Raw genomic sequence first — 25,530 nt, 5'->3', positions numbered from 1 at the left:
ATGCGGACATGCGAATGCACGAGAGCCGACGAGTCAGTCTACGTCAGGGCCCCTGGAAAGACGAATCGGGGAAGTCTGCCCCACACCCGAGATCACTATGCAAGGGGGTCGGGGGCGGCCGTGACGCCGTATTCGGCGAGCTTGGCCCTGCCCCCGTCGGGCGCGGTGAGGACCAGCGGGCCCTGCTCGGTCAGCGCGACCGAGTGCTCCCAGTGCGAGGACCAGGTGCCGTCGGTGGTGATGACGGTCCAGTCGTCCTCCAGGACGCGCGTCCTCGGCGTCCCGAGCGACACCATCGGCTCGATGGCGAGACAGAACCCGGGCACCAGCTTCGGCCCCTTGCCGCGCCGCCGGTCCACGTAGTTCAGCAGGTGGGGGTCCATGTGCATCTCGGTGCCGATGCCGTGCCCGCCGTAGTCCTCGACGATCCCGTAGCGCCCGCCGCCCGGCTTCGGCTGCCGGCGGATGTACGTCTCCACAGCCCGGGAGATGTCGACCAGCCGGTTGCCCTGCCTCATCGCCGCGATGCCGGCCCACATGGACTCCTCGGTCACCCGGGAGAGCTCGACCAGCTCCGGAGCGTGACCGGAGCCCACGAAGGCCGTGAAGGCGGCGTCGCCGTGCCAGCCGTCCACGATCGCGCCCGCGTCGATGGAGATGATGTCGCCGTCCTTGAGGACGACCTCGTCGGACGGGATGCCGTGGACCACGACCTCGTTCACCGAGGTGCAGATGGTCGCGGGGAAGCCGCCGTACCCCAGGAAGTTCGGCTTCGCGCCGTGCTCGTCGAGCACCTTGCGCGCGACCTCGTCCAGATCCTTCGTCGTGGCACCCGGCACGGCCGCCTCGCGCGTGGCCGCGTGCACCGCCGCGACCACCAGCCCGGCCTCACGCATCTTGGCGATCTGCTCGGGAGTCTTGATCTGCACCATGAGGGCTGCGGCCTTTCTGGACCGGAGAGGGAGCGGACTACATCAACGATACGGGCGGCCGGACGCTCGCTGTCCGCCCACGGCTCGGCCGCGGTCCCCTCGGGGAACCGCGGCCGGAGAGCGGCAGTGATGCCGACGTGCGACTACTTGTCGTCCGCCTTCGGGCCGAGCGCCTCCATCGCACGCTCGGTGATCTCGTCGACCTTGCCGAGCGCCGAGATGGTGACCACCAGGCCCTGCGCCTTGTAGTAGTCGATGATCGGCTCGGTCTGCGTGTGGTAGACCTCCAGCCGCTTGCGCACGGTGTCCTCGGAGTCGTCGTCCCGCTGGTACAGCTCGCCGCCGCAGAGGTCGCAGACGCCCTCCTGCTTCGGCGCCTTGTAGGCGACGTGGAAGACGTGCGCCGACTCGTTGCGGCAGACACGGCGGCCCGCGATGCGCTTGACCACCTCGTCCTCGGGGACCTCCAGGTCGAGCACCGCGTCGAGCTTCATGCCCTCGGTGCCGAGCGTCTCGTCCAGCGCCTGGGCCTGCGACACGTTGCGCGGGAAGCCGTCGAGCAGGAAGCCGTGCTCGGCGTCCGGCTGCTCCATGCGGTCCTTGGCCATCGCGATCGTGACCTCGTCGGGAACCAGGTTGCCCGCGTCCATATAGGACTTGGCCAGTTTGCCCAGCTCCGTCTGCTGGCTGATGTTGGCGCGGAACAGGTCGCCCGTGGAGATGTGCGGGATCGACAGGTTCTTGGCGAGGAACGCGGCCTGCGTTCCCTTGCCGGCGCCGGGCGGCCCGACGAGGACGATTCGCATCAGCGGAGGAACCCTTCGTAATTGCGCTGCTGAAGCTGGCTCTCGATCTGCTTCACCGTCTCGAGACCGACACCCACGATGATCAGGATGCTGGTCCCGCCGAAGGGGAAGTTCTGGTTTGCCCCGAAACCAACCAACGCCATTGTCGGTACGAGAGCGATCAGGCCCAGATACAGCGAACCCGGCCAGGTGATCCGGTTGAGCACGTACGAGAGGTACTCAGCGGTGGGCCTACCGGCCCGGATGCCCGGGATGAAGCCACCATACTTCTTCATGTTGTCGGCGACTTCCTCGGGGTTGAACGAGATCGCCACATAGAAGAACGCGAAGAACACGATGAGCAAGAAGTACATAGTGATGTAAATCGGGTGATCGCCCCTCACCAGGTTCTGCTGGACCCAGGTCTTCCAGGCCGAGTTACCGCTCGAGAACTGAGCGACCAGTGCCGGGATGTAGAGCAGCGACGACGCGAAGATGACGGGAATCACACCCGCCTGGTTCACCTTCAGCGGGATGTACGTGGACGTGCCGCCGTAGGAGCGGCGGCCGATCATGCGCTTCGCGTACTGGACGGGGACGCGGCGCTGCGCCTGCTCGACGAAGACCACCAGGCCGACCATGACCAGTCCGACCGCGATGACGGTGCCGAACTCGATCCAGCCGCCGGCCAGGGTGCCCGTCTTCTTGATGGCCCACAGCGAGGACGGGAAGGTCGCGGCGATCGAGATGAACATCAGGATGGACATGCCGTTGCCGATGCCGCGGTCGGTGATCAGCTCACCGAGCCACATGACGACGGCCGTACCGGCGGTCATGCAGATGACCATCGTGATGGTGGTGAAGATCGACTGGTCCGGGACGATCGAGGTCGCCACCGGGCAGCCCTGGAACAGGGCGCCGCTGCGGGCGGTGGCCACCAGACCGGTGCCCTGGAGGATCGCCAGCGCCACCGTCAGGTACCGGGTGTACTGCGTGATCTTCGCCGTGCCCGACTGGCCCTCCTTCTTCAGGGCCTCCAGGCGCGGGATGACCACGGTCAGCAGCTGGAGAATGATGCTCGCCGTGATGTACGGCATGATGCCCAGCGCGAAGACCGTGATCTGCAGCAGCGCGCCGCCGCTGAACATGTTGACCAGGCCGAACAGGCCCTGGTTGCCCTTGGCCACGTCGATGCAGGTCTGGACGTTCTTGTAGTCGACGCCCGGGATCGGGATGTGTGTACCGGCCCGGTACACCGCGATGATGGCGAGCGTGAAGAGCAGCTTCTTGCGCAGGTCGGGCGTCCTGAACGCCCGGGCGAACGCGGTGAGCACGGTGCCTCCTGCGACCCCCGCGCAACTGCGTCAAGGGTGACGGTCTTGAGTTCCGACTGAACAACGACTTGGGTAACGGTCGACTGCCGTCCCGAGTGCCCGTACCGCGGCACTCCGTGAAGTTGGCAGTCCAAGCCACCTTACCGGCGGCACCGCTCCCCTTGGAACGACCAACCGGGGATACCCCATATGTGGGGTATCCCCGGTCGGGATCGTTCAGATCATCGAGGCGCCTGAAGGTTTCAGACGAGCTCGGTGACGGTACCGCCGGCGGCGGTGATCTTCTCCTTGGCGGAGCCGGAGACGGCGTCGACCGTCACCTGCAGCGCCACGGAGACCTCGCCCTGGCCGAGCACCTTGACGAGGCTGTTCTTGCGAACGGCACCCTTGGCGACCAGGTCCGCGACCGTGACCTCGCCACCCTCGGGGTAGAGGGAGGCGAGCTTGTCCAGGTTCACGACCTGGTACTCGGTCTTGAACGGGTTCTTGAAGCCCTTCAGCTTCGGGAGGCGCATGTGCAGCGGCATCTGGCCGCCCTCGAAGCGCTCCGGAACCTGGTAGCGGGCCTTCGTGCCCTTGGTACCACGACCGGCCGTCTTACCCTTCGACGCCTCACCACGACCGACACGGGTCTTGGCGGTCTTGGCGCCCGGGGCGGGACGGAGGTTGTGGACCTTGAGCGGGTTCTGCTCCGCCATGATCAGTCGACCTCCTCGACCGTCACGAGGTGGCGGACGGTGTGCACCATGCCGCGGAACTCGGGGCGATCCTCCTTGACGACCACGTCGCCGAGCCGCTTCAGGCCGAGCGAGCGCAGGGTCTCACGGTGATTCTGCTTGCTGCCGATGTACGACTTCACCTGGGTGATCTTGAGCTGCGCCATCACGCACCCGCCCCGGCACGAGCACGCAGCAGGGCCGCGGGGGCTACGTCCTCGAGCGGCAGACCGCGGCGGGCCGCGATCTCCTCGGGACGCTGCAGGCCCTTGAGGGCCGCCACGGTCGCGTGCACGATGTTGATCGCGTTGTCGGAGCCGAGCGACTTCGACAGCACGTCGTGGATACCGGCGCACTCGAGCACGGCGCGCACCGGACCACCGGCGATCACACCGGTACCGGGAGACGCGGGCTTGAGCAGCACGACGCCGGCAGCCTTCTCACCCTGGATGGGGTGCGGGATGGTGCCCTGGATCCGGGGGACCTTGAAGAAGTGCTTCTTGGCCTCCTCGACACCCTTGGCGATGGCGGCCGGCACCTCCTTGGCCTTGCCGTAACCGACACCCACGGTGCCGTCACCGTCGCCCACCACGACCAGCGCGGTGAAGCTGAAGCGACGACCACCCTTCACAACCTTGGCGACGCGGTTGATCGCGACGACGCGCTCAACGTACGCGGTCTTCTCGGCGGCAGCAGCGCCGCCGTCACGGCCCTTCCGGTCCCGCCGCTCGCCGCCACCGGCACCGCCACCGCGGCGCTGGGGTCCAGCCATTGGATTTACCTCTCTCTATTCCGCTAGCTACGGCGACTCAGAACCTGAGCCCGGCTTCGCGGGCGGCGTCCGCCAGGGCGGCGATGCGCCCGGCGTACTGGTTGCCACCACGGTCGAACACGACGGCCTCGACACCGGCGGCCTTGGCACGCTCCGCGACCAGGGCGCCGACCTGCTTGGCCTGCGCGGACTTGTCGCCCTCGGCACCGCGGATCGACGCGTCCAGCGTGGACGCCGACGCCAGGGTGTGGCCCTTCAGGTCGTCGATCACCTGCGCCACGATGTGGCGGTTGGAGCGGGTCACGACCAGACGGGGGCGCTCCGCCGTACCGGAGATCCGCTTGCGGATCCGGATGTGGCGGCGCTTGATCGCGGCGCGCTTGTAGGCGTCGCCCTTGAGGATCTTCTGCCCGTATGCCATGGCTTACTTACCCGCCTTTCCGACCTTGCGGCGGATGACTTCGCCCTCGTACTTGACGCCCTTGGCCTTGTACGGGTCGGGCTTGCGCAGCTTGCGGATGTTGGCCGCAACCTCGCCGACCTTCTGCTTGTCGATGCCCTCGACCTGGAAACGGGTCGGGGTCTCCACCTTGAAGGTGATGCCCGCGGGCGCCTCGACGGTGATCGGGTGGCTGTAGCCGAGCGCGAACTCCAGGTTCGAGCCCTTGGCGGTCACGCGGTAACCGACACCGCTGATCTCGAGCTTCTTCACGTAACCCTGGGTCACGCCGGTGATCATGTTCGCCACCAGCGTGCGGGACAGGCCGTGCAGGGCCTTGTTCTGACGCTCGTCGTTGGGGCGCGTCACCTGGAGGGTGCCGTCGTCGCCCTTGACGACCTCGATCGGCGCGGCGACGGTGTGGGTCAGCTCGCCCTTGGGGCCCTTGACCGCGACCGTACGGCCGTCGATGGTGACGTCCACGCCGGCGGGAACCGCGATGGGGAGCTTGCCGATGCGCGACATAGCTGTTTCCTCCGTTCCCTTCCGTTACCAGACGTAGGCGAGGACTTCTCCGCCTACGCCCTTCTTGCCGGCCTGCTTGTCGGTGAGGAGCCCGTGGGACGTGGAGATGATCGCCACGCCGAGGCCGCCGAGCACCTTCGGCAGGTTGGTGGACTTCGCGTAAACCCGCAGACCGGGCTTGGAGATCCGCTTGATGCCCGCGATGGAGCGCTCACGGTTGGGGCCGAACTTCAGGTCCAGGACGAGGTTCTTGCCGACCTCGGCGTCCTCGACGCGCCAGCCCGTGATGAAGCCCTCCTGCTGGAGGATCTCCGCGATGTGCGACTTGATCTTCGAGTGCGGCATCCCCACGGTGTCGTGGTACGCCGAGTTCGCGTTCCGCAGACGCGTGAGCATGTCTGCGATCGGATCAGTCATGGTCATGAATTGGCCTTCGGCCTCTCTCGCCGGGGTTTCCTGGTGCGCCATCCCTCTCCCCGATCCGAGACGGGACGGGTGCGGCGCGGTGGACCTACGGCGTAGTAAGTCGTACGGGCGGCAGACGCCCAACCCCCCAAGCCTACGGCATGTGGGGCGGGCCGCCTGCCGGCCCATTGCTTACCGAGAGCCCTGGATCAACCCAAGTGGGTTGTTACCAGGAGCTCTTGGTCACGCCCGGCAGCTCTCCGCGGTGAGCCATCTCACGAAGGCACACGCGGCACAGGCCGAACTTGCGGTACACGGAGTGCGGACGGCCGCAGCGCTGGCAGCGGGTGTAGCCGCGCACACCGAACTTGGGCTTACGGGCAGCCTTCGCGATGAGAGCCTTCTTCGCCATCTCGCTCACGCCTCCTTGAAGGGGAAGCCGAGGTGACGGAGGAGCGCGCGGCCCTCAGCGTCGTTGGTCGCCGTGGTGACCACGGTGATGTCCATACCCCGGACGCGGTCGATCTTGTCCTGGTCGATCTCGTGGAACATGACCTGCTCGGTGAGACCGAAGGTGTAGTTGCCCCGGCCGTCGAACTGCTTGGGGGACAGACCGCGGAAGTCGCGGATGCGCGGGAGCGCGAGCGACAGGGTGCGGTCCAGGAACTCCCACATGCGGTCGCCACGGAGCGTGACGTGGGCACCGATCGGCTGGCCCTCACGCAGCTTGAACTGCGCGATGGACTTGCGGGCCTTGGTGACGGCCGGCTTCTGACCGGTGATCGTGGTGAGGTCGCGGATGGCGCCCTCGATCAGCTTGGAGTCGCGGGCGGCGTCGCCCACACCCATGTTGACCACGATCTTGACGAGGCCCGGGATCTGCATGACGTTCTCGTACTTGAACTCGTCACGCAGCTTCGCGGTGATCTCGTCGCGGTACTTCTGCTTCAGACGCGGAGTGGTGGTGGTCGCCATCAGATGTCCTCACCCGTCCGCTTGGCAACGCGGATCTTGTTGCCGTCCTCGTCGAAGCGGTAGCCGACACGCGTGACGACCTTCTGGCCGTCCTTCTCCACGATGAGCTGGACGTTGCTCACGTGGATCGGGGCCTCGGTGGTCACGATGCCGCCGGCCTGGGAACCGCGAGCGGTCGGGCCGGCCTTGGTGTGCTTCTTGACCCGGTTGACACCCTCGACCAGGACGCGCTCGTCGCGCGGGTAAGCGGCAATGACCTTGCCCTGCTTGCCCTTGTCCTTGCCGGTGATGACCTGGACCAGGTCGCCCTTCTTGATCTTCATGCTTACAGCACCTCCGGCGCGAGCGAGATGATCTTCATGAACTTCTTCTCGCGCAGCTCACGGCCGACCGGGCCGAAGATACGGGTGCCGCGAGGGTCGCCGTCGTTCTTCAGAATGACGGCGGCGTTCTCGTCGAAGCGGATGTACGAGCCGTCCGGACGGCGGCGCTCCTTGACGGTGCGAACGATGACCGCCTTGACGACGTCACCCTTCTTCACGTTGCCACCGGGGATCGCGTCCTTGACGGTGGCGACGATGACGTCACCGATGCCCGCGTAGCGGCGACCGGAGCCACCGAGCACACGGATGCAAAGGATTTCCTTCGCCCCCGTGTTGTCGGCGACGCGCAGTCGCGACTCCTGCTGGATCACGTCTATCTCCTGATCGTCTGCCGGTTCCCTCCGGGTTGGGCCGGAGAGCCTGGCGGAACTGTCCTGCGGGTTGCTCCCGCAGGAATTGCTTCTCCCACCGGGATCCGCAGGTCGATCTGCGGGCCCCGCAGGGGCGGCGGTCCGCCCCGCGGGTCTTCCCTTGGGACGAGGTGGTCCGCCCCGGCCGGCCGGTGGGCCGACGGGGGTTCCGCGAGTCGACTCACGGAGCCCCTGCCGGGGCGGCGGTATGGCCCCACGGGCAGGCCGCGGGGATGTCCGGTCGGGCGAAACCCTGCCGGGCGCCCGCCCCGGCCCGAGGGCTGGGACGGTGCCCCCGGCGGGGCAGCGGGGGGCCGGGCCCCCGCTTGGTTACTTCGCCTTCTCCAGGATCTCGACGATGCGCCAGTGCTTGGAGGCGGACAGCTTCCGGGTCTCCATGAGGAGGACGCGGTCGCCGACGCCGGCAGCGTTCTGCTCGTCGTGTGCCTTGAGCTTGCTGGTACGGCGGATGACCTTGCCGTACAGCGCGTGCTTCACACGGTCCTCGACGGCGACGACGACGGTCTTGTCCATCTTGTCGCTGACGACGTAACCCTCGCGGGTCTTGCGTGCATGGCGCTCAGTCTGCTCAGTCACGTTCTTCTCGCTCATCAGGCGCTCTCCACCGTTTCGATGCCCAGCTCACGCTCGCGCATCAGGGTGTAGATCCGCGCGATGTCCTTGCGGACCGCCTTCAGACGGCCATGGTTCTCGAGCTGTCCGGTCGCCGCCTGGAAGCGGAGGTTGAACAGCTCTTCCTTGGCCTCGCGGAGCTTCGCCAGAAGCTCCTCGTTGCCCAGCTCGCGCAGCTCGGACGCCTTGGTACCGGCCGACATCACGCTTCACCTGCCTCGCGCTTGACGATCCGGCACTTCATCGGCAGCTTGTGGGCCGCGCGAGTCAGCGCCTCACGGGCGATCTTCTCGTTCGGGTAGGACAGCTCGAACATCACCCGACCGGGCTTGACGTTCGCGATCCACCACTCCGGCGAACCCTTGCCGGAACCCATGCGGGTCTCGGCGGGCTTCTTGGTCAGCGGGCGGTCCGGGTAGATGTTGATCCAGACCTTGCCGCCACGCTTGATGTGGCGGGTCATGGCGATACGAGCCGCCTCGATCTGGCGGTTCGTCACGTACGCCGGGGTCAGCGCCTGGATGCCGTACTCGCCGAACGCAACCTGCGTGCCGCCCTTGGCCGCACCGTCCCGCTTCGGGTGGTGCTGCTTGCGGTGCTTGACCCTACGGGGGATCAGCATGTCGGTCAGGCCTCCGTTCCGGTGCTCTCAGCCGGAGCGGCGGGCGCGGCCTCGGCCTTGGGGGCCTCGGCAGCGGGAGCCTGCTGCGGCTTGCGACCGCGCCGCTCGCCACCGCGGCCACCACGGGCCGGGCGGTCGGCACCACCGCGGGCCGGGCGGTTGCCCGCACGGGCGGCGGCGTTCTCGGCGCGGACCTCGGCGATGTTCTTCACGTCGCCCTTGTAGATCCAGACCTTCACACCGATGCGGCCGAAGGTCGTCTTGGCCTCGAAGAAGCCGTAGTCCACGTTCGCGCGGAGCGTGTGCAGGGGCACACGGCCCTCGCGGTAGAACTCCGAGCGGGACATCTCGGCGCCGCCGAGGCGGCCACCGCACTGGATCTTGATGCCCTTGGCGCCCGCCTTCATCGCCGACTGCATGCTCTTGCGCATGGCGCGGCGGAAGGAGACGCGGGAGGACAGCTGCTCGGCGACGGCCTGGGCGACCAGCTGGGCATCGGTCTCGGGGTTCTTGACCTCGAGGATGTTCAGCTGGACCTGCTTGCCCGTCAGCTTCTCCAGCTGACCGCGGATCTTGTCGGCCTCCGCACCGCGGCGGCCGATGACGATGCCCGGACGCGCCGTGTGGATGTCCACGCGGACACGGTCACGGGTGCGCTCGATCTCGACCTTGGAGATGCCGGCGCGCTCCATGCCGGACGTCAGCATCCGACGGATGGCGACGTCTTCCTTGACGTAGTCCTTGTACAGCTTGTCGGCGTACCAACGCGACTTGAAGTCGGTGGTGACACCGAGCCGGAACCCGTGCGGGTTTACCTTCTGGCCCATTACCGGGTTCCTTCCTTGCTGGCGACGACCACGGTGATGTGGCTGGTCCGCTTGCGGATCCGGTAGGCACGACCCTGGGCACGCGGACGGAACCGCTTCAGGGTCGGGCCCTCGTCGACGTACGCCTCGGAGACGAAGAGGCTGTCGACATCGGTGTGGTCGTAGTTGTGCGCGGCATTGGCGATGGCGCTGTCCAGCACCTTGCCGACCGGCACGCTCGCGGCCTGCGGGGCGAAACGCAGGACCGCCTGAGCCTCCGTGGCGGCCATGCCACGGATAAGGTCCACCACGCGGCGGGCCTTCATGGGCGTGACGCGGATGTACCGCGCCTGGGCCCTGGCTTCCATGCTTGTCCCTTCAGTGTCTGTCATGGTCATTCACCCCGCTGACTAGCGGCGCTTCGACTTCCGGTCTTCCTTGACGTGACCCCGGAAGGTGCGCGTCGGCGAGAACTCGCCGAGCTTGTGGCCGACCATCGACTCGGTGACAAACACCGGGATGTGGGTCTTGCCGTTGTGCACCGCGATCGTGTGGCCGAGCATGGCCGGGACGATCATCGAGCGGCGGGACCAGGTCTTGATGACGTTCTTGGTACCGGCTTCGTTCTGTACGTCCACCTTCTTCATCAGGTGGTCGTCGACGAAGGGTCCCTTCTTCAAGCTACGAGGCATCTCAACCCGTCCTTAGCGCTTCTTGTTCGTCTTGCGGCGGCGGACGATGTACTTGTTGCTCGCCTTCTTGGGAGAACGAGTACGGCCTTCCTTCTGACCCCACGGGGACACCGGGTGGCGGCCACCGGAGGTACGGCCCTCACCACCACCGTGCGGGTGGTCGACAGGGTTCATGACCACACCACGCACGGTGGGGCGGACGCCCAGCCAGCGCTTGCGGCCGGCCTTGCCCCAGTTGATGTTGCTCTGCTCGGCGTTGCCGACCTCGCCGACGGTGGCGCGGCAGCGCACGTCGACCAGACGGATCTCACCGGACGGCATGCGCAGGTGGGCCATCGAGCCCTCCTTCGCGAGCAGCTGCACCGACGCGCCGGCGGAGCGGGCGAACTTGGCACCGCCGCCCGGACGCAGCTCGATGGCGTGCAGCGTGGTACCGACCGGGATGTTGCGCAGGGCCAGGTTGTTGCCCGGCTTGATGTCGGCCCCGGGACCGTTCTCCACGCGGGCGCCCTGGCTGAGGCCACGCGGCGCGAGGATGTAGCGCTTCTCGCCGTCCGCGTAGTGCAGCAGCGCGATGCGCGCGGTGCGGTTGGGGTCGTACTCGATGTGCGCGACCTTCGCCGGCACGCCGTCCTTGTCGTGACGACGGAAGTCGATCACGCGGTAGGCGCGCTTGTGGCCACCACCCTGGTGGCGGACGGTCACTCGGCCCGAGTTGTTACGGCCACCCTTGCTGTGCAGGGGGCGGACCAGCGACTTCTCCGGCGTGGACCGCGTGACCTCGACGAAGTCGGCGACGCTGGCGCCACGACGGCCAGGAGTCGTCGGCTTGTACTTGCGGATACCCATTTCTCAGTCCTCGTCCGATATCGGACGATCCGGACCTCCGTCAGGAGGTCGGACCGCCGAAGATGTCGATACGGTCGCCCTCGGCGAGGGTCACGATCGCGCGCTTGGTGGCGGCGCGCTGGCCGAAGCCCGTGCGGGTCCGCTTGCGCTTGCCCTGGCGGTTGATCGTGTTGACCCCGGTGACCTTGACCGAGAAGACCGACTGCACGGCCTCCTTGATCTGGGTCTTGTTGGCACGCGGGTCGACGATGAACGTGTACTTGTTCTCGTCGATGAGCGCGTAGCTCTTCTCGGACACCACCGGCTTCAGCAGGACGTCACGGGGGTCCGTGTACGCCTTGCTCGGCGGGGTGACGACGGTGTTCTTGCCCTCGGCGGCGTGGCGCCTCGCCTTGGCGACGCGCGCGGCCTTGGCGGCCTTGGCGGCCTTCGAGGCGATGCTCGGGTGACGCGTGGCCATCAGGCGTCACTCCCTTCGGTGTCGTTGGCCTTCGGGCCGGCGACGAAGGACTCGAGAGCGGCCTGGGTGAAGACCACGTCGTCCGAGACGATCACGTCGTACGTGTTCAGCTGGCCCGGCTCCAGGATGTGGACCTGGGGCAGGTTGCGAGCGGACAGCAGGGCCTTCTCGTTCTCGCGCTCGACGACCAGCAGCACGTTCTTGCGCTCGCTGATCTTGCCGAGGAGAGCCTTGGCGGCCTTGGTGGAGATGTCCGACTCGACCACGTCGGAGACGACGTGGATGCGGTTGTTGCGGGCCCGGTCGGTGAGGGCGTGGCGCAGGGCCGCGGCCTTCATCTTCTTCGGGGTCCGCTGCGAGTAGTCGCGCGGCACGGGACCGTGCACGACGCCACCACCGGCGAACTGCGGCGCGCGGGTCGAGCCCTGGCGGGCGCGACCGGTGCCCTTCTGGCGGTACGGCTTCTTGCCGCCACCACGGACCTCGCCCCGCGTCTTCGTCTTGTGCGTGCCCTGGCGGGCAGCGGCCAGCTGCGCGACGACGACCTGGTGGATCAGCGGGATGCTGACCTTCTCAACGTCGAAGATCTCCGCGGGGAGCTCGACGGTACCGGCCTTCTCGCCCGCCGGCGAAAGGATGTCAACAGTGCTCATCGGTTACCTCAGGCCCCCTTGGCCGCGGTGCGGACCAGGACGAGGCCGCCGTTCGGACCGGGAACCGCGCCCTTGATGAGCAGCAGACCCTTCTCCGCGTCAACGGCGTGGACGGTCAGGTTCTGGGTGGTGACCCGCTCGTTGCCCATGCGACCCGCCATGCGGACGCCCTTGAACACGCGGCCCGGGGTGGCGCAGCCACCGATGGAGCCGGGGGAGCGGTGCTTGCGCTGGGTGCCGTGACCGGCGCCGAGGCCCTTGAAGTTGTGACGCTTCATGACACCGGCGAAGCCCTTGCCCTTGCTCTTGCCGGTGACGTCGACCTTCTGCCCGGCCTCGAACACCTCGGCGGTGATCTCCTGGCCGAGGGTGTACTCGGAGGCGTCCGACGTGCGGATCTCGACGAGGTGACGGCGCGGGGTGACGTCGGCCTTGGCGAAGTGGCCCTTGAGGGGCTTGTTCACCTTGCGCGGGTCGATCTCGCCGAAGGCGATCTGGACCGACTCGTAGCCGTCGGCGTCGTTCGTACGAACCTGGGTCACGACGTTCGCGCTGGCCTTGACGACGGTCACGGGGACGACACGGTTGTTCTCGTCCCAGACCTGCGTCATGCCGAGCTTCTCGCCCAGGATGCCCTTGATCTGCTTAGCCATCTCTTCAGATCACCGGCCTCAGAGCTTGATCTCGATGTCGACACCGGCCGGCAGGTCGAGTCGCATCAGAGAGTCGACGGTCTTGGGGGTCGGGTCGAGGATGTCGATCAGGCGCTTGTGCGTGCGCATCTCGAAGTGCTCGCGCGAGTCCTTGTACTTGTGCGGCGACTTGATGACGCAGTACACGTTCTTCTCAGTGGGCAGCGGCACCGGGCCCGCGACCGACGCACCGGTACGGGTCACCGTCTCGACGATCTTCTTCGCCGAGGAGTCGATGACCTCGTGGTCGTAGGCCTTGAGCCGGATGCGGATCTTCTGTCCCGCCATGGCTACTTCGTAGTCCTGTCTCTGCTCACGCTCTGGAACCCGGTGTTCCCGTCCGCCTTCTCCGACCCACGCGGTCGGGCGTGTCGCGCTCCCGCTGACACAGATGTCCCTTGATCGAACATCCCTGCCGGGGGAACACGGGCCCTTCCGGAACCGTGAGACCGAGGGCGAGAGCCCACCGGGTGCCTGGCCGGCGCCGCGCCCACACTTCCCGGAAGATTCCCGTACGTCCGCCCCAGCGCTGCCGTGAGGCAGTTAGGGCGACGAGTACTGTGGGACTCGCTTCCGGTCCTCCCGGCGGGAGGCGCGCAGCATCAACGCTCGACCGAGCAACCCTGCTAGTCTGCCACAGCGGACGGGGGGCTGGCCAATCGGGCCGGAGAGGATACCCGCGGCGGGGCACGCGTCAAACCGGGAGTCGGGGCACGGCGCGGGGGCCGTCGAGGTGAGGCCCCGGGGCCCTGTTCACGCCGTCGTCCAAGCGCTTGTATCGCCCCATGCGAAGATCCACTGTCTGGACCCGCCGCTGGGGCGCCGCAGCCCTGGTCTCCGCGGCGCTGGCCGCCCTGCTGCCCCTCCTCCGCTACGGCGCCCCCACGCCTCGCCGTGACCTGCTCGCCGCCCTCGCGTTCGCCCTGGTCTGCGGCCTGGGCTGGGTGGCGGCGACCTTCAGGGCACCCGTGATCGGCCCGCCTCTGGCGAAGCCCGACGGGGACGCCTTCCCCGTCCCGGGCGTGCTCCCCCGCACGCCCCTGGCCCCGCTGGGCGGCCGGCTGGCGCTGGCCCTGGCCGTCTGCGCGCTGGTCGCCGCCCAGATCCTGGCCTGGCAGCCGGACGGCCCGCAGGCCAGGACGATCGCGGCGCTCCGGGAGGCGGGCGCACGGGTGGCGACGGCCGAGGTCACCGGCATCACGGCGGAGGAGAAAACCGACGTGGGCGTCTCGGGCGGACGGTTCAACGGCGCCTACTGGTACGCGTCCTTCACCGCGGAGCTGCCCGACGGCACCGCCCTGTCCGTGGACCGCGGCATCGTCGCCAGGCCGCCGTTCGAAGGTCGCGAGGTGTCGGTCCTGTACGCCCCCGGACACGCGGAGCTGGGCGGCTGGGTGGACGAGAGCACCGACGTCACGGCGTACGTCCACACCCCGCGGCCCCCGTCCTTCCTGGGGCCGTACCTCCTGGCCGTGCCCGTGACCGGCATGGCCCTGGCAGCCGCGGTGGGCTTCCAGCTCACCGGGCGCGGTCCCCGGCGGCTGCTGGCCGAGGACGCGGCGGAGGGCCGCGTGTACGTGGTGGAGGTGACCGCCCTGACGGCGATGCGCAAGGAGCACACGACCGTCGGCTCCCGCGCGGGCACCACCAAGGTCGAGGTCACGTGCTCCCTGCGGGCCAAGACGGGGCGGCGGCGCCATCTGGATCTGCGGGTGCCGAAGTCCGACATCCCGGCCCTTGCGGCGGAGTTCGGCAGGGCTGGCGGACGGCTGCTGTTCGCCCGCCGCTGGCGGATGACCGACGGCGACAAGGCCGTACCGGGCGTCTTCGTGGCCCCCGACGGCCGGATCTTCCACTTCACGGCCTCACGCCAGGAGGTCGGCCTCCTCACCCCGCGCCATGACAGCGGCCTGTCCGCCACGGACCGGTCGACGGCGGCCCGCGACTGGTCCGGCGTCTGCCGTACGACCCCGGCCGGCCGCCTCCTGATCGTCGCCCTCTACACGGCCGCCGCCGCGACGGCGCTCCCCGTCCTGACGGGCACGGCATCCCACCTCACCGGCTACCTCCCGCTCCCGGCACTGGCCCTGGCGGGCGCACTGGGCCTCGCCCTGGCCCACCGCTGGGCTTCGTCGGCGGGCCATCCGGTCTGGCAGCGCCTCACGAGCACGGACCCACGGGTGACCGCATAGCCCGACGACGGCCCGCCGCTCGGCGCGTAGCGGCGCAGGAGGCGTACGACACGAAGTGCGCCCAGGCGCAGGGTGTGAACGTCAGATGACGCCCTGGGCCAGCATCGCGTCGGCGACCCGTTCGAAGCCGGCGATGTTCGCGCCGGTCACGTAGTCGCCGGGGGCGCCGTAGCGGTCGGCGGTCTCGTGGCAGGTGCGGTGGATGTCGGTCATGATCCCCGCCAGCTCCTCCTCGACCCGGGCCGGCGCCCACCTCATCCGAGCGGCGTTCTGCGCCATCTCCAGGGCGCTGACCGCGACCCCGCCCGCGTTCGCCGCCTTGCCGGGCCCGAACGCCACCCCGGCCTCCTGGAAGAGCCGCACGGCCTTGGGCGTCGTCGGCATGTTGGCGCCCTCGGACACGGCCTTCACCCCGTTGCGGATCAGGACGGCCGCGTCCTTGTCGTCCAGCTCGTTCTGTGTGGCCGAGGGCAGCGCGATGTCGGCCGGGACCTCCCAGACCCGCCCGCCGGGCACGAACCGCGCGGAGGCACCCCGGCGCTCGGCGTAGGTGCTGACCCGGCCGCGCTCGACCTCCTTGACCTGCTTGAGCAGGTCGAGGTCGATGCCCTTGGTGTCGACGACGTAGCCGCTGGAGTCCGAGCAGGTCAGCGGGTTCGCACCGAGGCTGTGCAGCTTCTCGATGGTGTAGATGGCGACGTTCCCGGCCCCGGACACGACGGCCGCCTGCCCCGCCAGCTCCTCACCGCGCACGCGCAGCATCGCCTCCGTGAACAGCACGTTCCCGTACCCGGTCGCCTCCGGCCTGATCGCCGAGCCGCCCCGCCCGGCCCCCTTGCCGGTCAGGACGCCGGCCTCCCAGCGGTTGGTGATCCGCCGGTACTGCCCGAACAGGTAACCGATCTCCCGGCCCCCGACCCCGATGTCACCGGCCGGAACGTCCGTGTGCTCGCCGAGGTGCCGCTGCAGCTCCGTCATGAACGACTGGCAGAACCGCATGACCTCCGCGTCGGAACGCCCATGGGGGTCGAAGTCGCTGCCGCCCTTGCCGCCGCCGATGCCGAGCCCGGTCAGCGCGTTCTTGAACACCTGCTCGAAGCCGAGGAACTTGATGACGCCCAGGTTCACCGAGGGGTGAAAGCGCAGACCGCCCTTGTACGGCCCCAGCGCGCTGTTGAACTCGACCCGGAAGCCACGGCTGACGTGCACCTGCCCCTGGTCGTCCTGCCACGGCACCCGGAAGATGATCTGCCGCTCCGGCTCGCACAGCCGCTCCAGCAGCCCCGGCTCCGCGTACTCCGGCCGGGACGCGAACACGGGCGCGAGCGTCTCCAGCACCTCCCGCACGGCCTGGTGGAACTCCGGCTGGGCCGGATTGCGGTGCTCGATCTCGGTCCGCAGGATGTCGAGCGAAGCCGACGAGGACAGCAGCGTCGGTGAGATGCGGGCATCGGGCCGGTTCGTCACGGGAGCCCTTCCGGCACGGCCGCGACCGGCACGGGAACCGGCAACGGCGGGCGAGCGCTCGGCGCCGTCGCCGCGCGCGGAACCAGGCCGCCCTCGGAGCGTCCCCCGGAGCGACCGGCACCCAATTGTCATCCATTGGTAAAAACCCGAGACCAGCGGGGTCGGGGTGTCCAGCATCCGAGACCCGCCCTCCTCGCGGGCAGTCGGCATCACCCGCCCCGGAGCGTGACCCGTCTCACCGACACGTCTGCCGTCCGGCGGCTGCCGCACGGCGGGTCGACGCGCCCTGGTCGCCGCACACCACCGCCTGCCCCTGGTCCAGGTGGACGACGACTTCGGCGCCGTCGCGAAGGTCCGGCCCCGACTTGTCCATGGTCCGAGCGCGGCCGAAGACCGGCTGAACCCGGGCGCGACGGGAGCGGCCGAAAGGTCAGCTCCGCGACGCGTACGTCACGAAGTGCGCCCAGGCGCCGGGCGTGAGGGCGAGTCGGGGGCCTTCGGCGTTCTTGGAGTCGCGGACGTGGACGGTGCCGGAGGTGACGGCGAGTTCGACGCAGGACTCGCCGTCGGTGCCGTCGCTGTGGCTGCTCTTGAACCACGCCAGTTCGGAGGTGTCCCCGGCGGATGCCTTGCGCATCATGTCTCTCCCAGCAGTAGTTGCTCGACGAAGGCCAGCGACTCCCGGGGCGTGAGAGCCTGCGCCCGGATGGTGCCATACCGCAGCTCAAGGATGCGCAGTTGCTTCGGGTCGGAGGTCGGTCGGCCGTTGTGGGCACCATCGGAGCGACCCACGGCCGTCCCATCCGCGAATTTCAGCATCTCGATCCTGCCGTCCACCCCGGGGTGAGCGTCGGTCTTCGTCGGCATCACCTGAAGTGTGACGTAGTGCAACCGCCCCACCTCCAGCAGACGTTCGAGCTGCTGTCGCCACACCATTGTGCCTCCGACCTCCCGCCGCAGCGTCGCCTCTTCGAGCACGAAGCTGATGGAGGGGACCGGGTCCCGTTCGAAGATCGACCGCCGGGCCATGCGAGCGGCCACCATGCGCTCAACATCGTCCTGCGAGTAGGGCGGCTGCGCGGCTTGAAAGAGCGCACGGGCGTGGTCCGGCGTCTGCAACAACCCGCTGATGCTGTTGCACACGTACACCCCGAGCTCGACCGCCTGTGCCTCCAGCCTCGCGAGGTCCCGAACCCTCTTCGGATACCGGACCCTCTTCACGTCCTCCCAGGTGGCCGCGATGAGCCCGCCCGCCCCCAACACCTTGTCGGCCCTGTCCAGGTACTCCTGCCGAGGAATCCGCTTACCGCCCTCGACCTTGTAGACCAGGTCCTCCCCATACCCGACCGCCGCACCGAACTCGGCGGCCCGCATCCCCACCGCCTCCCGCCGCAGCTTCAACTGCCGCCCCACAGTGGCGATGACCGCCACGCCCCACTCGTCGTCGGGATCCACCTCCCACCCCGGCTCGTCCGCCTCGTCCCGGACCCGTACCGCCTCACCGTCCACCGACATGCGCGCCCCTCCGTCGTCCCGCGCCGTACCGCTGCGCCCTGCCCGTACCAACCGCCCCGACAGCCCGGACAGCACCGGACAAACGCCGGACAGTCACCGTACGCATCCACTCGGTCACCCTTCACGGTAGGCAGGAACGGCCACGCTGAGTGACGTGAATCAGGAAATCGCCGAGCCCAGGACCGCCGAACCGGCGTCCCACTTCCCCCACTTCAGCGTGCTGCTGTCGTCCACACCCCGCGGTGCCCGCCTCGCCCGCCTCCTCGCGGACGCACAGTTCCGCAGCTGGGGAATCCCGCCGGACGCCGCGCGCCACATCGTGGCCGAACTGGCGGCCAACGCCGTCACCCACGGCCGTGTCCCGGGCCGGGACTTCCGCCTCACCCTCTACATGGTCGACGGCACGCTCCGTATCGAGGTCACCGACACCCGGCGCGAACGTCTCCCCCGGCTCCAACAGCCCGCCCCCGGCGCCGAGTCCGGCCGCGGCCTGCTCCTCGTGGACGCGCTGGCGGACCGCTGGGGCGTGCGGGAGGACCGCTTCCCGCGCAAGACGGTGTGGGCGGAACTGCGCTGCGCACCGCCGGAACCCGCCCCCACGGGCCCCGGTCCCGACGGCTCCTTCTCCCAAGGAACGTGAGGGAGAAAGAACCCGCCAAGCCCACCCCTCCCGCCCGAGGCCCACGCTCACTCGGGCGGGTGAACATCCACGGCTCGGCTGGATTTCGCGGCCCTCAAGTCCCCTACTCTCAGCGCAAACAACCGCAAAAATGCATCGGCCCCCGGCCGGGACTAGCGATCCCGATCGAGGGCCTGGCCACCGAGGAAGAAAGAGCTTCCCGATGGGTACCGAGAACCCTAGCGTGCCCCCGCACGCCCAGTCAGCCGTTGCCGTGCAAGAACCCCACTCCCGGGCGAATCCACGCACGCGTGCCCGCCGGGGCACCTACGGCGTCACCCACGACAACACCCGCCACACCTCCCGCTTCACGGTGATCGGCAACCACCTGGCCCAGCACCCGGAGCTGTCACTGGTCGCCATCGCGCTGGCCGTGCACATCCAGTCCCTGCCGAGCAACGCGCCCGTGGACATCAGGACGCTCGCCGAGCGCTTCCCGGAGGGACGCAGCCGGATCGCCACCGGGCTGCGCGAACTGGAGGCCCACGGCTACCTGCGCCGCGTACGCGAACGCACCTCCACCGGCCGGATCGTCACCCGCACGATCAGCTGCAACCAGCCGAAGCCGACACGCCACCACGCCCCCGCCTCCGCCCCCGCCCCCGCCCCCGCCGAGGCGAAGACGGCCCAGGAGGAGCACCCGCCGAGCAGGAAGCCCCGCGCGCCCTGCAAGAAGCACCCGCTCCCCCCGGTCCCCCGGCCGGCGCTCCTCTCCCCCACCCTCCTCCGGACGGCCACGGACCTCCTCGCCACCCTGCACCGCCAGGACCCCCACCTGCTGCTCAGCGCCTGCGACACGGCCCACCTGGCCCCAGGCGTCGTCGCCTGGCTCGAACGCGACGTGCCACCCGCCGCCGTACGCGGTGTCCTCACCACCGGCCTGCCTCCCGAAGGCCCGCGCCGTCCCGCCGCCCTCCTCGCCCATCGGCTCACCACCCAGCTGCCGCCTCCGCCCCCGTTCCGCACACCGGCCGAACCGCCGCCCGCCCGGCACCCCCGCCAGACCTGCGACGGCTGCGACCGCGCCTTCCGCTCACCCGAGCCCGGCCACTGCCGCGACTGCCTCCCGGAGGCAGCCGATCAGGGCCCGCGCACCCCGGGAGCTGGGCCGCGTCGACAGTGGCGGGGTCCTGGGGCACGGGGTCCTCGGACAGGATCGCCGATGTATGGAAGATTGGATAGCTTTGTATGAAGCACATCTCGTGGAGGTACACCATGTCCGCCACTCAGATCGACATCGACGACGAGGCTCTTGCCGACGCAATGAGGCTGTCCGGCGCGAAGACCAAGAAGGAGATGGTCAACCTGGCGTTGCGTGAGTACGCCGAGCGTCGGCGGCGCACAGAGGCACGGTTGCGCCATCTGGAGCGCGCCCAGCATTGGGACGAAGACGGATTCTGGCGCCGCCACGCGGCGGAGAAGGGATCCGCTGACGGGGACCGGGCAGAGAAGGGCGTCGCCTGACCGTGATCCGCTATCTCGCCGACTCGACCGCCGTCTGGCGGCTCCAGCGCGACCGTAAGCTCAATGATCTCTGGGCCCACGAGATCGACGAAGGGGCCATCGGGTCGTGTGCCGCGCAGCGGACCGAGTTCCTCCAGTCGGCGCGGAACCTCGACGAGTACGACCACATGACCGGCATGTTCGCCGATCTGTACCCGGATGTTCCGGTCCCCAAGGGGACCTGGCGCTGGATCGAGGGAGCCCAGTACCGGCTGGCCCAGCGGGGGCAGCATCAGAGCCTCTCCACGGTCGACTGGCTGGTCTGTGCCACGGCCGCTCATCACGGGCTCGTCGTCCTGCACGACGACCACGACTTCCGAGCCGCCGCCCGCGTTCTCACCGACGTGGTGGAGCGCAACGTCTTCGCAACCGCGGACTGACCGCGAGGCCGACCGGCAGGACGCAGGACGCGGCTGCGAACTCTCCCGCTCCGCCGAGCGTCCGGTCGCGGCCCGCCGCCACCCGCACCGCACGTAATCCGCTCGCCCCCCGCCGCCGCCCGCTCCTACGCTGATCGGGTACGTCGGCTGTCACGGGGGAACGTTCATCATGCGTACGCACTATCCACGGACCCGGCATCTGCCCTGGTCCCCCGGCGCGACCGCCGATGACCTGAGGGTCACCGACCTGTCGGGGCTGCGTGGCCGCGAGGTCGTCGTCACCGAGAAGCTCGACGGCGAGAACACCACGCTGTACGCGGACGGCCTGCACGCCCGGTCGCTCGACTCCGCCCACCACCCCTCACGGACCTGGGTGAAGGCGCTCCAGGCGCGCATCGGCCATGCCATACCCGAGGGCTGGCGGGTGTGCGGGGAGAACATGTACGCCCGCCACTCGATCGCGTACGACGCCCTGGAGAGCTGGTTCTACGGGTTCTCGGTGTGGGACGAGGGCGGCCGCTGCCTGGCCTGGGATCCGACGGTGGCCTTCCTGCGGGGGCTCGGCGTTCCCGTACCGCGGGTGCTGTGGCGGGGTCTGTTCGACGAGCGGGTGCTGCGCGCCCTGCGGCAGGATCCCGCGCGGCAGGAGGGCTACGTCGTCCGGGTCGTGGACGGGTTCGGCGGGGAGGAGTTCGGGCAGCGCGTGGCCAAGTGGGTGCGGGCCGGGCATGTACGCACGGACACGCACTGGATGCACGCGGCCGTCGTCGAGAACGGGCTCGGACCGGGGGCCGCCCTGTGGGCGGTGCGTTCCGGGGCGGCCGTCGAGGCGGCGGCGCTGGAGGAGGCCGTGGGGCTGCCCGGCGAGGGGGACCCGCGGGCCGCCCTCCGGTTCGATCCGGTGGAGCGGACGGGGGACGACCGGCTCGCCGGCGTACTGGCCGCGCTGCTGCACCGGGTCGGGCGGGCGCGGCTCGCGGCGCGCCTCGCCGGGGTGGCGGGCATGCCGCTCGCGCGCCGGGTCGCCGATCTCGTGGGGCTGCACCCGGCACTGCACCGGCCGTATCCGGACGAGGAGCGGCGGCCCGGTCTGGTGCGGATGTCCTGCGCCGCCGACCTGGGGCTGTTGCACGCTGTCGCCCGGGCCACCGCGGAGACGGACGAGGCACATGAGCAGGTGGAGTGGTCGGCGCTGCACGCCGAGGACGTCACGGCCATGGACGAGGGCGCGCTGCGGGAGGCGTTCGCCGATCTGCCGGCCGACGTCGCCGTCCGGTGCCGGGCCGAGGCGCGCGGGGCGTACGCCGAGGGGCGGATCGCCGGCGTGGCGGAGGCCGTCGCCGCGACCTGGCGCCGGCGGTCGGGCGCCTTCCCGAAGCTGGTCCAGACAGTCGGTCCGGCCGGCAGCGGCAAGAGCACCTTCGCGCGGGCGCTCCCCGGCGTGGACGCGTACGTCTCCCTGGACGAGCTGCGCGCGGCGCGCGGTGAGCGCGCCGACCAGCGGGCCAACCAGGAGGTCCTGCGCGAGGGGCTCGACCGGCTGGGCAGGGCGCTGGCCCTCGGGGGGAGCGTGGTGTGGGACGCCACGTCCCTCACCCGGCAGCAGCGCTCCCTCGTGCATGCGGTGGCCCACCGCCACGACGCCCTGATCACACACGCCGTGGTCCTGGTCGACGAGGAAGAATTGATACGGCGCAACGCCCGCCGCGAGCACCCGGTGCCGCCCGAGGTGCTCACCGCCCAGCTGCGCCGCTTCCGCCCGCCGTATCCCGGCGACGCTCATCGCACCTGGTACATCGGGGCGGGCGGAACCGTCGAGGAAGAGGTCTGACCGGTGCGTACGAGCGAGGAGATCTACCACCGGGTGCGCTGGGACGCGCGCTTCGACCCGGCCCGCTTCGTGCTGGGCATCCTCCAGCGCGGGGCCGCGCCCAAACGCGTTCCGCTGCCCGCGTTCGTGCCCGGAGGCGAGATCCCGTGGCACCGGGTGCTGTTCTTCGAGGCCGACGGCGAGACGGTGTGGGACAGGACCACGGGTGTCGACCGGATCGACGCGACGGAGGCGGGGCGGGTACGGGAGGCCCGGCTGCTGCGGGCACCGTTCTTCACGGCCCGTACGCCGTACGCGTGGGACGGCGGGGAATGGGCGCCCACCCGCTCGCCGAACGGGGGCGCGTCCGGCCCGGCGGGGGGCTTCGGGGGTGTGCGGGTGCTGACCTGGAACACCCTCTGGGACCGCTACGACGCCGACCGCATCGACAGCGCCCGGCGCAGACCCGCGCTGCTGCGGGCCCTGCGCGACGCCGATGCGGACGTGATCGCCTTGCAGGAGGTCGAGGCGGACCTCGCCGACCTGCTGCTGCGCGAGCCGTGGGTGCGGGAGAGCTGGACGCTGGGGACGGACCCGCAGGGGCCGGACACGGAGGAATGCGGACTGCTGCTCCTGAGCCGGTTGCCCGTCCGCGAGGCCGCGTTCCACGAACTGGGCCCGCACAAGGCGGTGAGCGCCCTCGTCGTGGAGGCGGGCACGCGTCCCCTCGTCGTCATGGCGACGCATCTGAGCAGCGACCACACCGACGACGGTGCGGGCCGACGCGATGCCGAACTGACCCGGATCGCCGAGGGGTTGGCGGGCCTGGATGCCGACCTGGTCCTGATGGGCGACTTCAACGACGGCGGTGACACACCGCAGACGGCACTGGGGATGCGGGACGCGTGGAGCGAGGCGCACGGCGACGACACGACCCCGACCTTCGACCCCGGCACCAACCCGTTGGCCGCGGTCTCGTCCCTGACCGGCCGGGCGTCCCGGCTGGACCGGGTGCTGCTGCGCGGGGCGGGACTGCGGGTGCGCCGGGCCGAGCTGTACGGCGACGTGCCCACGGCGGAGGGGCTGTACATCTCCGATCACTACGCCGTGCGGGTCGAGATGACATCGGACGCGCCGGAGGCGGATGCCCTCGGCCGTCTCGACGCACGGCCTACGCCCCGCACGGCGCTGGCGTGGATCCCGCCCCGGGAGCTGTGGCCGCCGCTGCAGGACATCCGCCGGGAGCACGACCCGCAGATCCACCGCTGGCCTCCGCATGTGAACCTGCTCTTCGGATTCGTACCGGAACACGCCTTCGAGCAGGCGGCGGCGGTGCTCGCGACCACCCCCACGGCTCCCTTCGACGCCCGGCTGGAGGGCGTGCACTGGTTCGGCCACCGCGACGACGCCACCGTGTGGCTCGACCCCGCGGCCGGGGGCGAGGAGCCGTGGGCCGAACTGCACCAGGCACTCGTGCGCCGCTTCCCCACCTGCCGGGGCCGCCGAGCGGGCTTCACCCCCCACCTGAGCCTGGGCCGCACCACCGACCCGAACGCCCTGGCCGCCGCCTGCGCGGACCGGCTCGCACCGATGCCGGTCAGGGTCGGCGAGCTGGCGCTGCTGTCGCGGCGCGGGGACGAGCCGATGCGGGTACGGGGGACGGTGGCGCTGGGAACGGGAGAGGTCCGCTGGACGGAGGAGCCCGCATCGGACGGGGCCCGGCCCGGACCCGAGGCCACATCGGACGGGGCCCGGCCCGGACCCGAGGCCACATCGGACGGGGCCCGGCCCGGACCCGAGGCCGCCACGGCCGCCGGCACCGTCGCCCCCGCGGACACCGCCACGGCCGCCGGCACCTCCATGGCCGCGGACACCGCCGTGGCCGAGCGGGTCACCCGCCGTATCGAGGACACGCTCGGCGAGGGTGTCGTGCACGTCGTCGGCTCCCGGCGCATGGGCTGCGCGCTGCCCGGCGCCGATCTGGACCTGGTGGCGGTACTGCCCGGCACGGTCGGACCCGCCACCGTACGAGCCCGGTTGAGCACCGCGCTGCGGGAGGCCACGGACGTGCGCGAGGTGGTCGGGGCACGCGTACCCGGCCTGCGGTTGCGGCTCGACGGGCTGGACGTGGACCTGGTCGTCGTCGCCACCGGCTCGATGGACCCCGCCGAGGCGGTGCACCTCCGCACCGAGCTGGGCGAGGCGGCGGCGATCGGGCTCAGCGCCGTGAGCGACGCCGACGCGGTGCTCGCCTCGGCGGGCGCACACGGGTCGGCCTTCGCCCGGCTGGCCAGGCAGGTCAAGGGCTGGGCGAAGGCCCGGGGTCTGGACTCGGCGCCGTTCGGGGGCCTGCCGGACCTGGCCTGGTGCGTCCTGGCGGGCCGCACCGCGCACGAGGCCGGCGATCTGCCCCCGGACGATCTGCTGCGGCACTTCTTCGCGACGTGGGCGGCCTGGGACTGGCGCCACCCGGTGGCTCCCGCGGGCGAAGCGGCGCCCCGGCCCCTCCCCCTCACCGTCATGACCCCGTCCGCCCCGGTGCGGCCCTGCACGGACCAGGTCACGGCGGGCATGCGCGACCTGATCACCCAGGAGCTGTTCCGCGCCTGGGAGGTACTGGACGCGACCGCGGACCCGTACCCGTGGGCCGAGCTGCTCGTCCCTCCCCCGCTGCACCGCCGCCACGCGGCCTGGGCGGTCGTGACCGTGGCCCCGGGTGCGGACGAGGGACGGGCGCGGGGCAGGATGCGGGCCCTCGTCACCGATCTCTCGGAGGCGGCCCCGGACTGCCACGCCTGGCCCCGCCCCTTCTCCACCGCCCCCACCCGCTACGCCATCGGCCTGGGCCCCACCCCACCGCCCGCCGACCACCTCGCGGCGGTCGCGGCACGCCGACTGCACGGCCTGACCGGGGTCACGCTCACGAGGGCCGAGGGGGGCGAGGTGCCGACCCTGCGGTGA

At 70.1% G+C, this 25,530-nt stretch carries 34 protein-coding genes; 7 read left to right on the top strand and 27 right to left on the bottom strand.

The features are described from left to right. Window positions 1–95: 95 nt before the first annotated feature. The 24 genes from map to rpsJ form a co-directional block, all read right to left on the bottom strand. Window positions 96–932, bottom strand: a complete 837-nt coding sequence (gene map / locus ACFYMU_RS17470; protein ID WP_388373666.1) for a type I methionyl aminopeptidase — start codon at window positions 930–932, stop codon at window positions 96–98. A 143-nt stretch (window positions 933–1,075) separates the two neighbouring features. Then, window positions 1,076–1,738, bottom strand: coding sequence for an adenylate kinase (locus tag ACFYMU_RS17465; protein WP_388373664.1), 663 nt, complete (start codon window positions 1,736–1,738; stop codon window positions 1,076–1,078). Continuing rightward, window positions 1,738–3,051, bottom strand: a complete 1,314-nt coding sequence (secY, locus tag ACFYMU_RS17460; protein ID WP_388373663.1) for a preprotein translocase subunit SecY — start codon at window positions 3,049–3,051, stop codon at window positions 1,738–1,740. The genes ACFYMU_RS17465 and secY overlap by 1 nt, the downstream gene beginning before the upstream one ends. Window positions 3,052–3,293: 242 nt before the next feature. Next, window positions 3,294–3,749: a 50S ribosomal protein L15 gene (rplO, locus tag ACFYMU_RS17455; protein ID WP_388373661.1), complete on the bottom strand. Its 456-nt coding sequence runs from the start codon at window positions 3,747–3,749 to the stop codon at window positions 3,294–3,296. Between the two features lie 2 nt (window positions 3,750–3,751). Continuing rightward, window positions 3,752–3,934, bottom strand: coding sequence for a 50S ribosomal protein L30 (rpmD, locus tag ACFYMU_RS17450; protein ID WP_381081514.1), 183 nt, complete (start codon window positions 3,932–3,934; stop codon window positions 3,752–3,754). Further along, on the bottom strand, window positions 3,934–4,539 hold the full coding sequence (gene rpsE, locus ACFYMU_RS17445; RefSeq protein WP_003992370.1) for a 30S ribosomal protein S5: 606 nt from the start codon (window positions 4,537–4,539) through the stop codon (window positions 3,934–3,936). Before rpsE ends, rpmD begins: the two co-directional genes overlap by 1 nt. Window positions 4,540–4,576: 37 nt before the next feature. Then, complete coding sequence (gene rplR / locus ACFYMU_RS17440) at window positions 4,577–4,960, bottom strand: 50S ribosomal protein L18 (protein WP_388373658.1); 384 nt, start codon at window positions 4,958–4,960, stop codon at window positions 4,577–4,579. Between the two features lie 3 nt (window positions 4,961–4,963). Beyond that, complete coding sequence (rplF, locus tag ACFYMU_RS17435) at window positions 4,964–5,503, bottom strand: 50S ribosomal protein L6 (protein WP_388373656.1); 540 nt, start codon at window positions 5,501–5,503, stop codon at window positions 4,964–4,966. A 24-nt stretch (window positions 5,504–5,527) separates the two neighbouring features. Next, on the bottom strand, window positions 5,528–5,926 hold the full coding sequence (rpsH, locus tag ACFYMU_RS17430; protein ID WP_388373654.1) for a 30S ribosomal protein S8: 399 nt from the start codon (window positions 5,924–5,926) through the stop codon (window positions 5,528–5,530). 208 nt (window positions 5,927–6,134) lie between these two features. Further along, complete coding sequence (locus ACFYMU_RS17425; protein WP_003948630.1) at window positions 6,135–6,320, bottom strand: type Z 30S ribosomal protein S14; 186 nt, start codon at window positions 6,318–6,320, stop codon at window positions 6,135–6,137. Between the two features lie 5 nt (window positions 6,321–6,325). Beyond that, window positions 6,326–6,883 (bottom strand): 50S ribosomal protein L5, encoded by a 558-nt coding sequence (rplE, locus tag ACFYMU_RS17420; protein ID WP_388373652.1) that lies wholly within the window; start codon window positions 6,881–6,883, stop codon window positions 6,326–6,328. After that, a complete protein-coding gene (gene rplX, locus ACFYMU_RS17415; protein WP_388373650.1) occupies window positions 6,883–7,206 on the bottom strand; it encodes a 50S ribosomal protein L24 in 324 nt (107 codons plus the stop codon). The genes rplE and rplX overlap by 1 nt, the downstream gene beginning before the upstream one ends. Before the next feature lie 2 nt (window positions 7,207–7,208). Next, entirely contained in the window at window positions 7,209–7,577 is a 369-nt protein-coding gene (gene rplN / locus ACFYMU_RS17410) for a 50S ribosomal protein L14 (protein WP_003998823.1), read from the bottom strand. Window positions 7,578–7,946: 369 nt separating this feature from the next. Then, window positions 7,947–8,228, bottom strand: a complete 282-nt coding sequence (gene rpsQ, locus ACFYMU_RS17405) for a 30S ribosomal protein S17 (protein WP_388373648.1) — start codon at window positions 8,226–8,228, stop codon at window positions 7,947–7,949. Continuing rightward, the gene (rpmC, locus tag ACFYMU_RS17400) at window positions 8,228–8,452 is read right to left on the bottom strand and encodes a 50S ribosomal protein L29 (protein WP_003974259.1); all 225 of its coding nucleotides are present in this window, start codon (window positions 8,450–8,452) and stop codon (window positions 8,228–8,230) included. The genes rpsQ and rpmC overlap by 1 nt, the downstream gene beginning before the upstream one ends. Next, window positions 8,452–8,871, bottom strand: a complete 420-nt coding sequence (gene rplP / locus ACFYMU_RS17395; RefSeq protein ID WP_046732372.1) for a 50S ribosomal protein L16 — start codon at window positions 8,869–8,871, stop codon at window positions 8,452–8,454. The genes rpmC and rplP overlap by 1 nt, the downstream gene beginning before the upstream one ends. A 5-nt stretch (window positions 8,872–8,876) precedes the next feature. Then, window positions 8,877–9,698 (bottom strand): 30S ribosomal protein S3, encoded by an 822-nt coding sequence (gene rpsC, locus ACFYMU_RS17390; RefSeq protein WP_388373645.1) that lies wholly within the window; start codon window positions 9,696–9,698, stop codon window positions 8,877–8,879. Then, entirely contained in the window at window positions 9,698–10,045 is a 348-nt protein-coding gene (rplV, locus tag ACFYMU_RS17385) for a 50S ribosomal protein L22 (RefSeq protein WP_388373643.1), read from the bottom strand. The genes rpsC and rplV overlap by 1 nt, the downstream gene beginning before the upstream one ends. A 42-nt stretch (window positions 10,046–10,087) precedes the next feature. Then, complete coding sequence (gene rpsS / locus ACFYMU_RS17380) at window positions 10,088–10,369, bottom strand: 30S ribosomal protein S19 (protein WP_086726223.1); 282 nt, start codon at window positions 10,367–10,369, stop codon at window positions 10,088–10,090. A 12-nt stretch (window positions 10,370–10,381) separates the two neighbouring features. After that, window positions 10,382–11,218, bottom strand: coding sequence for a 50S ribosomal protein L2 (gene rplB, locus ACFYMU_RS17375; protein WP_388373641.1), 837 nt, complete (start codon window positions 11,216–11,218; stop codon window positions 10,382–10,384). Window positions 11,219–11,258: 40 nt separating this feature from the next. Further along, window positions 11,259–11,678, bottom strand: a complete 420-nt coding sequence (rplW, locus tag ACFYMU_RS17370; RefSeq protein ID WP_388373640.1) for a 50S ribosomal protein L23 — start codon at window positions 11,676–11,678, stop codon at window positions 11,259–11,261. Then, the gene (gene rplD / locus ACFYMU_RS17365; protein WP_388373638.1) at window positions 11,678–12,331 is read right to left on the bottom strand and encodes a 50S ribosomal protein L4; all 654 of its coding nucleotides are present in this window, start codon (window positions 12,329–12,331) and stop codon (window positions 11,678–11,680) included. Before rplD ends, rplW begins: the two co-directional genes overlap by 1 nt. Window positions 12,332–12,339: 8 nt before the next feature. After that, window positions 12,340–12,984: a 50S ribosomal protein L3 gene (gene rplC / locus ACFYMU_RS17360; RefSeq protein ID WP_388373636.1), complete on the bottom strand. Its 645-nt coding sequence runs from the start codon at window positions 12,982–12,984 to the stop codon at window positions 12,340–12,342. Window positions 12,985–13,002: 18 nt separating this feature from the next. Further along, the gene (gene rpsJ / locus ACFYMU_RS17355) at window positions 13,003–13,311 is read right to left on the bottom strand and encodes a 30S ribosomal protein S10 (protein WP_003948644.1); all 309 of its coding nucleotides are present in this window, start codon (window positions 13,309–13,311) and stop codon (window positions 13,003–13,005) included. 497 nt (window positions 13,312–13,808) lie between these two features. On the opposite strand from rpsJ, the gene ACFYMU_RS17350 reads away from it, so the two are divergent. Continuing rightward, on the top strand, window positions 13,809–15,215 hold the full coding sequence (locus ACFYMU_RS17350; RefSeq protein WP_388373634.1) for a hypothetical protein: 1,407 nt from the start codon (window positions 13,809–13,811) through the stop codon (window positions 15,213–15,215). An 81-nt stretch (window positions 15,216–15,296) separates the two neighbouring features. Here the strand turns inward: ACFYMU_RS17350 and gdhA are convergent, their stop codons facing one another. From gdhA to ACFYMU_RS17335, 3 genes are all read right to left on the bottom strand, one after another. Beyond that, the gene (gene gdhA, locus ACFYMU_RS17345) at window positions 15,297–16,646 is read right to left on the bottom strand and encodes an NADP-specific glutamate dehydrogenase (RefSeq protein WP_388374041.1); all 1,350 of its coding nucleotides are present in this window, start codon (window positions 16,644–16,646) and stop codon (window positions 15,297–15,299) included. Window positions 16,647–17,112: 466 nt separating this feature from the next. Beyond that, window positions 17,113–17,322 carry a DUF397 domain-containing protein gene (locus tag ACFYMU_RS17340; protein WP_388373632.1) on the bottom strand — a complete coding sequence of 70 codons (210 nt, stop codon included), beginning with the start codon at window positions 17,320–17,322 and terminating at the stop codon, window positions 17,113–17,115. After that, the gene (locus tag ACFYMU_RS17335) at window positions 17,319–18,197 is read right to left on the bottom strand and encodes a helix-turn-helix domain-containing protein (RefSeq protein ID WP_388373630.1); all 879 of its coding nucleotides are present in this window, start codon (window positions 18,195–18,197) and stop codon (window positions 17,319–17,321) included. The genes ACFYMU_RS17340 and ACFYMU_RS17335 overlap by 4 nt, the downstream gene beginning before the upstream one ends. Window positions 18,198–18,351: 154 nt before the next feature. Here ACFYMU_RS17335 and ACFYMU_RS17330 point away from each other — a divergent pair, with 154 nt between their 5' ends. From ACFYMU_RS17330 to ACFYMU_RS17305, 6 genes are all read left to right on the top strand, one after another. Continuing rightward, entirely contained in the window at window positions 18,352–18,837 is a 486-nt protein-coding gene (locus ACFYMU_RS17330; protein WP_388373628.1) for an ATP-binding protein, read from the top strand. Window positions 18,838–19,039: 202 nt separating this feature from the next. After that, the gene (locus ACFYMU_RS17325) at window positions 19,040–20,068 is read left to right on the top strand and encodes a helix-turn-helix domain-containing protein (protein ID WP_388373627.1); all 1,029 of its coding nucleotides are present in this window, start codon (window positions 19,040–19,042) and stop codon (window positions 20,066–20,068) included. Window positions 20,069–20,091: 23 nt separating this feature from the next. Then, window positions 20,092–20,340, top strand: coding sequence for a type II toxin-antitoxin system VapB family antitoxin (locus tag ACFYMU_RS17320; RefSeq protein ID WP_381081470.1), 249 nt, complete (start codon window positions 20,092–20,094; stop codon window positions 20,338–20,340). Window positions 20,341–20,342: 2 nt separating this feature from the next. Next, window positions 20,343–20,759, top strand: coding sequence for a PIN domain-containing protein (locus ACFYMU_RS17315; protein ID WP_388373624.1), 417 nt, complete (start codon window positions 20,343–20,345; stop codon window positions 20,757–20,759). Between the two features lie 169 nt (window positions 20,760–20,928). Further along, a complete protein-coding gene (locus tag ACFYMU_RS17310; RefSeq protein ID WP_388373622.1) occupies window positions 20,929–22,590 on the top strand; it encodes an RNA ligase family protein in 1,662 nt (553 codons plus the stop codon). A 3-nt stretch (window positions 22,591–22,593) separates the two neighbouring features. Next, on the top strand, window positions 22,594–25,530 hold the full coding sequence (locus ACFYMU_RS17305) for an RNA repair domain-containing protein (RefSeq protein WP_388373620.1): 2,937 nt from the start codon (window positions 22,594–22,596) through the stop codon (window positions 25,528–25,530).

Source organism: Streptomyces sp. NPDC007264, from assembly GCF_042869095.1.
Classification (GTDB): domain Bacteria; phylum Actinomycetota; class Actinomycetes; order Streptomycetales; family Streptomycetaceae; genus Streptomyces.
This window is presented reverse-complemented; position numbering and strand designations above follow the sequence as displayed.